The 3,458-nt window shown below is 69.7% G+C and carries 3 protein-coding genes and 2 pseudogenes; all 5 read right to left on the bottom strand.

All coding sequences use genetic code 11. The features are described 5' to 3' along the window. A pseudogene (locus ACFV8T_RS45420) lies at nucleotides 1-291 on the bottom strand (kinase); the annotation flags it as partial. A 204-nt stretch (nucleotides 292-495) separates the two neighbouring features. Continuing rightward, nucleotides 496-867, bottom strand: a pseudogene (locus ACFV8T_RS45415) (NUDIX domain-containing protein); the annotation flags it as partial. After that, nucleotides 864-1,697, bottom strand: coding sequence for a class I SAM-dependent methyltransferase (locus ACFV8T_RS45410; RefSeq protein ID WP_385339744.1), 834 nt, complete (start codon nucleotides 1,695-1,697; stop codon nucleotides 864-866). The gene ACFV8T_RS45410 and the pseudogene ACFV8T_RS45415, both read right to left, overlap by 4 nt. Before the next feature lie 41 nt (nucleotides 1,698-1,738). Next, complete coding sequence (locus ACFV8T_RS45405) at nucleotides 1,739-2,968, bottom strand: methyltransferase domain-containing protein (protein ID WP_385339742.1); 1,230 nt, start codon at nucleotides 2,966-2,968, stop codon at nucleotides 1,739-1,741. Next, nucleotides 2,958-3,434 carry an NUDIX domain-containing protein gene (locus tag ACFV8T_RS45400; RefSeq protein ID WP_385339747.1) on the bottom strand — a complete coding sequence of 159 codons (477 nt, stop codon included), beginning with the start codon at nucleotides 3,432-3,434 and terminating at the stop codon, nucleotides 2,958-2,960. The genes ACFV8T_RS45405 and ACFV8T_RS45400 overlap by 11 nt, the downstream gene beginning before the upstream one ends. Nucleotides 3,435-3,458: the final 24 nt, after the last annotated feature.

Here is a 3,458-nt window from a genome sequence, read left to right as displayed (position 1 = left end):
GTCGCAGAGCAGTCCCGCGAGCATGTCGCCGTACCGGTCGGCGTACAGAATCCCTTCGATCACCACGTGGTAGCCCGCGTCTAGCGCGTAGCGGGCGACCGTGTCGATCAGCCCGATGTTGGCGCCGTCAGGCACATCACGCTCCCTCAGCACGATCCTTCGCAGGTTGTCCTGCCCGACCACAGCCAGGCCGCGGCCGAACCGGTCGCGGATACCCGCCGCGACCGAGGACTTGCCTGACGCCGAGTTCCCCCGAACGACGACAAGCCGGGTCACTTCACTGCCCACGATCGGTCGTGGGCCCGGGGTGAACTGACGCTCCCCAGCGTCCGGACCGGCCTGCCCCGGGACGACGGCCTGAACAGGGCGGTACCGGTCTGCTTCAGGGAGGTAGGGGATCGGGTCACCAGGGTCCTGGAAGTGCACGGCCATCAGCTGGCCACTGCGGTATGTGTCGAGCCCGGCCCGGCAGTAGGCAACCATGGGCGCCGGAAGGGCATCGAAAGGGAACCAGTCCATCGCGTCGCACACCGCCGGCTCAAGAATGCGGGGTGTGCCCTGCCACGCGCGGACCTCGAAGAACATGCCGACCCGGGCTCCGCCACTGGGAGCACGGTGGTGCACCGTGACAGCGAAGCGGACATCGGCCGGGTCAATGATCAGGCCGGTCTCCTCCCGGGCCTCGCGAACGAGCGCCGTCACGGCGTCCTCGTGAGCACCGTCCAAATGCCCGGACGGGAAGTGCCAGAGTCCCGCCGCGTAGACGGTTCCGGCGCGGCGGGACAACAAGACCTCCGGGCCCGCTGCGCCGTCGCGGCGCAGGATCAGGTGGACATCCAGCGGCTCGGTGTGCCGCCCCGTGCTCACGCCGCACCGCCGCGGCGGGCGAGGAGCACGGTGAATACGGCGTCCTCGACCAGCCCTTCGCCGTGCACGTAACCCTCCAGGAGCCCGCGCGCTTCCTGTTCGAACCGCGCATGCCGGCGGCCGGCCAGACCGGGTGGGGTACCGGGTTCATCGAACAGGGAGGGGTGGGCGAAGCTGGTGCTGCGCAGGTAGCCGACGACCTGGTCGGGTGTCCACGTGCGGCGGACAGCGAAGCGGTGCTCGGTGACCTTGCTGAAAGCGGAATCGGCGAGGTCGTCCTCGTAGCGGCTGCGCGGTTCGGTGTATGTCCCGGTCGTGCCGGCCCGCCGCCCGTCACCGAGGTAGGACTGGATCAGCGCCTTCAGGGCTGCGGTCCAGTGCGCCTCGTACGTCCACAGGCTTCCGTCGCCCATGACTGCCACCGCGGCTGTGGGGCTGGTGACCCGGTCGGCCATTCTCAAGGCCGCTGGGCGGTCCAGCCAGTGGAAGGCCCGGGCACAGGTGACCAGATCAGCTTGGTATCCGCCGACCGGCGCGGAGAACGTCTCCGCGGGGACAGTGTGGAAGGCCACGGTCGCTTGTCCGTGCAGTGGCCGGAGCTGCTCGGCGGCAGTGCGGAGCATGTCGCTGTCTGGGTCGACAAGGTCGACGCGGGTGATTCCGGGAACGGCGGGCAGCAGGGCGACCGGGACCTGCCCGGTGCCTGAACCGAGATCCAGCAGGGTCGGCCGGTCGAAGCCGTCCAGGCTCTCGCTGAGGATCCGGACGGCTTCGTCGGGAATTCCCGGGCGGTAGCGGGCATAGTCGGCCGCCGAGTCGAACAAGGTCACAGAACCTCTTTCCATGCGGGAAGTGCAGTGCGGGTGTGCTGTCATGGCGTGACGGAGAGGGCAGGCAGTTCCCATCTGAGGGCGGCGGTGCCGGTTCCGGAAGTGACGTGCTGCTGGGCGCCGTCGTCCGGGACGTCGATGTGGAAGGCCGCGGGGGATCCGGCCCGCATCCAGAGGCCGTGGACGTGATCCAGTTCGGCCCACACATCGCGCGGACCATGAACACGGACGGTGCCGTCACCGGGACCGGCCACGGCCCAGGAGTTCTCCTCGGGGGCCACCACGGTGAGTGTGTCGGCCTGGAAGTGCCGCACCACCCCGGGAACGAGGTAGGCGGCAGCCAGCCAGAACCCGTACGCGTGATCCGGGGGCGGAGCGAAAGCGGTGGGGCGTCTCTTCCCGGGGCTGTTCGCGATCTGCTGGAGATGGTGCTGGGCGGTGAGCCAGGTGTATCCGTGCAGGGGGCGGTGGCCGCGAGGTCCGCCTTTCAGGACGGCTTCGACGTGCCCTCCCGTCGTGCGCGTCACCAGGCAGTGCCCCGGCCAGCTCGGCGTCCGCGTTGCCAGCGTGGTCAGTAGCCGCCCGCCAGGAGCGAGCTGGTCCACCCACGCCGACGGCAGGCACGGCACGCCGATCCCGGAATGGATCCGGTCGAACGGCGCCTGCGGAGCGTGCCCGTCGAGTGCGTCGCCGGCCACCACCCTCGCGCCGACGCCGACCCGGTCGAGAGACTTCTGTGCGAACGCGGCCATGCGTTCGTCCCGTTCGACTCCGAACGCCCGCCCGGGCCCGGTGAGCGCCGCGGCGAGCGCGAGCGAGACACCCGGACCGGTCCCGAGGTCCAGGAACCTGTGCCCGGCGTCGATCCGCATCCGTTGAAGGACTTCCACGGTGTACGGGGTGAACGTCGACATCGCCGTCATTCGCCCCCCGCTCACGACGCCACGGACCTGACCCTCAAACCGTTCACCGTCACGCTGGACCAGGACCGACTCGCCCGAGTACACGAGCTCCAGCCACTCCGCCTGGTCCTTGGGATGTGCTCCGTCCAGCAGCTCCCACACCACCGGCTCACTGCCCTGTTCACTACGCCGTACGTACGCCCGTGGCATCAGCACGCCGCGGTCCAGGCGCGACAGCGCGTCCCGCAGGCGTGGATCGGTCAATATCCCGTCGGCTTGCAGACGTTCGACCAACGCCCGGCGCGCCGATGCCGTACCGATGGGCCGGCCCTCGGTCACCGAGCCGGCCGCGCCGGATTCAGCTTGCACCGCAGTGCCTGCCACCGGTGGCAGGCACTGCGGGTGCCCAGCCGAGCTCGGTGTACGCGGTGCCCGCGAGGATGCCTTCGATCGCGGCACGGGTGTAGCCGACCATCAGGTCCGGCAGACCGTCCAGCGGCCACCACTGCCAGGCCGTGCATCTGTCGGGCTCGCGGACCTCCGGCTCCCCGGACCACCGGCTCGCCCGGAGGAACAGCTGGATCCGGGGTTCGGCGTTCTCGCCATCGTCGAGCAGGTGCACGGTATGCACCAGAGTGAGATCTGCGGGCTCGACGATGATCCCGGCCTCCTCAAATGCCTCCCTGATCAGGCACGCGCGAACGCTCTCCCACTCCACATGACCTGCCAGGGCATGCCACACGCCACCCGCGAACTCCACATCCGGATGGCGCCGACCAAGCAGAGTACGGCCGTCGCGCTCCAGGAACAGGTGCGCGCCGATCACGTTCTTCACCGCTCCGGCCCCGCCCTGACAGGC

This window comes from Streptomyces sp. NPDC059832 (genome assembly GCF_042731715.1).
Classification (GTDB): domain Bacteria; phylum Actinomycetota; class Actinomycetes; order Streptomycetales; family Streptomycetaceae; genus Streptomyces.
This window is presented reverse-complemented; position numbering and strand designations above follow the sequence as displayed.